Annotated in this window: 4 protein-coding genes; 2 read left to right on the top strand and 2 right to left on the bottom strand. The window is 50.6% G+C overall.

Going from position 1 to position 4,512, the window contains the following annotated elements:
- A partial coding sequence (locus tag O3C43_24740; GenBank protein MDA1069697.1) for a PQQ-binding-like beta-propeller repeat protein occupies positions 1 to 280 on the top strand: 280 nt, incomplete at its 5' end.
- 186 nt (positions 281 to 466) lie between these two features.
- Here O3C43_24740 and O3C43_24735 read toward each other — a convergent pair.
- Together O3C43_24735 and O3C43_24730 are read right to left on the bottom strand one after the other, a co-directional pair.
- Positions 467 to 2,107 (bottom strand): sulfatase, encoded by a 1,641-nt coding sequence (locus tag O3C43_24735; GenBank protein ID MDA1069696.1) that lies wholly within the window; start codon positions 2,105 to 2,107, stop codon positions 467 to 469.
- Positions 2,104 to 3,624, bottom strand: a complete 1,521-nt coding sequence (locus O3C43_24730) for a sulfatase (GenBank protein MDA1069695.1) — start codon at positions 3,622 to 3,624, stop codon at positions 2,104 to 2,106. The genes O3C43_24735 and O3C43_24730 overlap by 4 nt, the downstream gene beginning before the upstream one ends.
- A 101-nt stretch (positions 3,625 to 3,725) precedes the next feature.
- On the opposite strand from O3C43_24730, the gene O3C43_24725 reads away from it, so the two are divergent.
- On the top strand, positions 3,726 to 4,512 hold a 787-nt coding region (locus O3C43_24725), incomplete at its 3' end, for a glycerophosphodiester phosphodiesterase family protein (GenBank protein MDA1069694.1).

Below are 4,512 nucleotides of genomic sequence, written 5' to 3'. Positions count from 1 at the left end.
AAAACGCGGTATCCCCATCACCGGTACGGAAAATTACGGCGGACCCTTAGTGACAGCCGGAGGTCTGATTTTTATCGGCGCAACAGCGGACGGAAAATTCCGGGTGTTCGACAAGGAAACCGGAGAGATGCTCAAGGAACTCGACCTGCCCTTCGACGGTAATGCCACACCCAGCACCTACCTTGCCAACGGAAAGCAATACGTGGTCATCTCTTGTGGAGGGGCCAAAAAGAAACCGGTCTATGGTGGAACTCTGGTTGCTTTCAGTTTGCCGGATTGAACTGCTTTGGCTGTTTGCCTGTAAATCAAAGCATGTTAATTTGCCAATTGTAGGACGGGCTTTTCGCCGCGATTTTTTTTTGCCAAGCTGGGGCTTGGCGTTCCCGGACAATAAAACCAATGGTGTCATCCGCCTCCGGGACTACGGCGAGACAGGCTCACCCTGGCTACATTTCTAAAAGCCTTCTCATTCCGGTTTCTCGTCCACTGACCAATTCTTGTTAGCGCGATTTCCGTAGTGTGGATAATAATCCCAATCAACCGTGCCACCAACCACACGCGGATCTTTGGTCTCTTTCAAATGATCGAACAACTGTCGTCGTAACGAGTTTTTCATCGCCTGATATTTACCGGAGCCTGCTACATTCTTCATTTGATGTGGATCATCCTTAAGCACGTATAGCTCCTCGGCTGGATGCTTTCCAAAGGACAGTTCGGCTAACTCCGCCACACCGTGTTCATAACGATGTTCTATCATGAACGTCTTGGTCGGTGATGAATCATATTCTCCAAACGGTATCAGTCGGTTGCATGCCTCAGGATCTGGAGAACCTGCAGGCCAGCGATCTGGCTCGAAGTTGTAGATGTACAAGAAGTCTTTCGTTCTTATTGCTCGAGTGGGATATCCCTTACCTCCTGCACGGGCTCCGCTGTGCCGCTCGAAAGCGATGTAAGCTGCGTTGCGAATAATCGTTTCGTCATCCTTGAAAACATCCATTAGACTGCGACCCGTCATCATTTCTGGCACATCTACTCCAGCTGCTTCCAAAAACGTCGGAGCGAGATCACTCAGATTCACCAGTGCGTTGATTTCGCGACCCGGATTCTCAATTCCACTCGCCCAACGAATCGCCAATGGCACACGCGAACCATCATCATAAACCGTGGCCTTTCCTCGAGGAAATGGCATGCCATGATCACTGGTTACCACCACAATGGTATTTTCCAAAAGCCCTTGGCTTTCCAAGCTCGCGATGGCCCGCTCAACCATGGAATCAAAGTGCTCAATTTCCACGAGGTAATCGAGGATGTCGTTTCGGACTATGTCATTATCCGGAAAAATGAGTGGCACACGAACTTTGGCAGGGTCCTTACCACTTAACTTCCCTGAACCCTCCTGATAAGCTCGATGCGGTTCATGCGTGCCCAACCAGAAACAAAAGGGCTGGTCCTCTGAAACTTCAGTAATGAAGTCTTCGAAGTTGGCCGCATAGTCTTTATCGCTAATTCCACTAAATGGCTTCTTCAACTTCTTACCTTCAAATATGGATCCGGCAGGATTATCCGTACGACCTCCGGGCTCCAACAATCCGGGTCCCCACCCTTTTCCAGTGTAGCCTATTTTATAGCCGGCCTTTTTTAATTCTTCGGTATAAGTAGCAAACTTGGCGGGTAAGGTACTCCAGATATTGGCCGCCTCCTCGAGACGCCAAATGTGCTGACCAGTGAGTATGGCACTGCGGGAAGGACCACAGGTAGGCGCGTCGCAAAAGGAATTGATAAAACGCAAACCCTCCGAGGCCACACGATCAAACGCCGGTGTCTGTACCACCGGATCCCCATTGGCACCCGCGTGCGCCCAGGACTGATCGTCGGAAATGCAGAAGAGGATGTTGGGGGGAGGCGCAGCCTCCAAAGGGTGAAGGATGAAGGATGAAAGCAGAATTAGTATTCCAAATGTAGCTGCTTTAGCTGCGACCTTTTCCTTAAGATGCCAAGCTGGGGCTTGGCGTTCCCAGGGAATCGCAGCTCCTATTCGGTAGCCCAAACCGCCGTTTCCAAATCGGCTCCCTCGGCGAGGAAGCCCTACCCCATTCAGCAATTTCATTCCGGTTTCTCCGCTACTTTCCAGTTCAGGTTCCTCATCGCTCCGTAATAGGGATAGTAATCCCAATCCGCTTTTCCACCGACCACGCGAGGATCTTGAGTAATTGAAAGGTGATTGAACAACTTCTTGCGGAGCGCATTCTGAACGGCGTTGTATTTTTGATTGCCCGCCAAGTTCACCAACTGCTCGGGATCGTTTTTCAAATCATAGAGTTCTTCGGCGGGACGCATACCAAAACTTAATTCCCCCAAGTGAGCGACCCCGTGTGTACTGCGATGCTCCATCATGAAAGTCTTGGTAGGCGAATCATCAATCTCGCCATAAGGAATAGCCCGCGCACATACTGAAGCATCCGGTGAGCCCGCAGGCCAGCGAGTCGGCTCGAAGTTATGAATATACATGTAGTCCTCGGTGCGAACCGCCCGACAAGGATAGCCCTTGCCACCTTCACGACAGCCATCGTGTCGTTCCATTGCGATATAGGCCGCGTCACGCGTTCTGACTTCATTGCTTTCAAAAATATCGAGCAGACTATGAGCCGACATCATGCTGTGAGGTTCCAATCCAGCAGCCTGCAAAAAAGTCGGAGCCAGATCACTGAGATTCACGAAAGCCTCTACAGCACGGCCTGGATTTTTGATTCCTTTGGGCCAGCGAATGGCTAGCGGTACCCGCGAACCCCAATCATACAAACTGGCTTTGGCACGCGGAAATGGCATGCCGTGATCGCTGGTAACCACCACAATGGTATTTTCCAGAAGCCCTCGAAATTCCAACGAAGCAATCGCACGCCCTACCATGAAATCGAAGTGTTCGATCTCCACGAGGTAATCGAGGATGTCACTACGTACGATGTCGTTGTCTGGAAAGATTTTTGGAACAATAACCTTGGCTGGGTCTTTTCCCGTTTTTATCCCAGCACCGTCATCAAAGAAACGATGAGGCTCGCTGGTACCCAACCAGAAACAAAAGGATTCGCCGTCAGTGATTTCCCCTAAAAAGTCATCAAAGTTGGCTGCATAATCATTGTTTCGTATCCCTCGAAATGGAGGATCCAGCGTCCGTGCTGAATATTCCTTACCAGCCGGATTTTCTGTGCGGCCACCCGGTTCCAATCGTCCGGGGCTCCAACCTTTTCCGGTAAACCCGATTTTATAACCAGCGGTCTGAAGTTCTTCCGTGTAGGTGGCGAACTTAGCGGGTAAAGTGCTGTGAATGTTCCCCGCCTCCTCCAATCGCCAAATCGCTTGACCGGTCAAAATGGCGCTGCGTGACGGCCCACAGGTAGGAGCATCGCAAAAGGAATTGATAAAACGCAGGCCTTCACGGGCAACCCTGTCGAAGGCAGGAGTCTTAATCACCGGATCCCCATTGGCACCGGTATGCGCCCAGGATTGATCGTCGGAGATACAAAACAAAATGTTTGGGCGGGCCGCAGCACCTAAGGACAAATGACTGAAAGAAGAGGTAGAAAAATAAAACAGGAGAATTACAAAGGGTAAGCGGAAGAATTCCATGAACAAGAAATCTTGTGCAAGAATGTTAAGAGGTCTAATCAAAAGTTTCCGAAACTAAAACCAACAACTCCCCTGAGAAATAAAGCCAAAGTACTCACTCCATGAAAATTCTAATACTCGGAAGCGCCCTTCTGTCCGTGCTCACGCTATTCATGCCCGCCGAAGCACTAACGGCACCCAAGGCCCCACTACACAGGATTCATGCCGACAACCCCAAAGAGCTACGCGAACTTTTTGCATACTCAGATGAGCGAATGCCACTGGTCAGCGCACACCGTGGCGGAGCAGTACCCGGTTATCCGGAAAACTGTATAGCAACTTTTGAACATACGCTGGAATCCGCTTATTCCATGCTGGAGATCGATCTAAGGTACACCAAGGATGGTCACCTGGTTTTGCATCACGATCCCACTCTGAACAGAACCACCAGCGGCTCCGGACCGGTTGAAAACCTTACCCTGGTTGAATTGAAGAAACTCAAACTCATTGACCGGGAAGGCACAGTGACGGACTACAGGATTCCTACGCTGGACGAAACCATTGAATGGGCACGAGGTAAAACCATCCTCATTCTGGATAAGAAAGAGGTGCTTGTGGAGACTTGCGTCCGGAAGATCCGCGAACACAAGGCACAAGCCCATGTGATGATCATGGTCGGCAATATGGAGGACATTAAGGCAATTTACGATCTGGATCCGGATATCATGATGGAAGTTTTTGTCGGAACGCGTGAGCGCTACGAGGAGTTTAACAAAACCGGCGTACCCTGGAACCGTATCATCCCCTTCATTTCCCACCAGCCGCCCGAAGATCAGGGCCTGATCGACTTAATCCACGCCAAAGGATCCAGCTGCATGGTCGGCTCCTCGCGCTACCTGGACCGTGAAT

This window comes from Verrucomicrobiota bacterium (assembly GCA_027622555.1).
Classification (GTDB): Bacteria; Verrucomicrobiota; Verrucomicrobiia; order Opitutales; family UBA2995; genus UBA2995.
The sequence above is the reverse complement of the archived record's forward strand: the minus strand, read 5'-3'. Positions and strand labels throughout refer to the sequence as shown.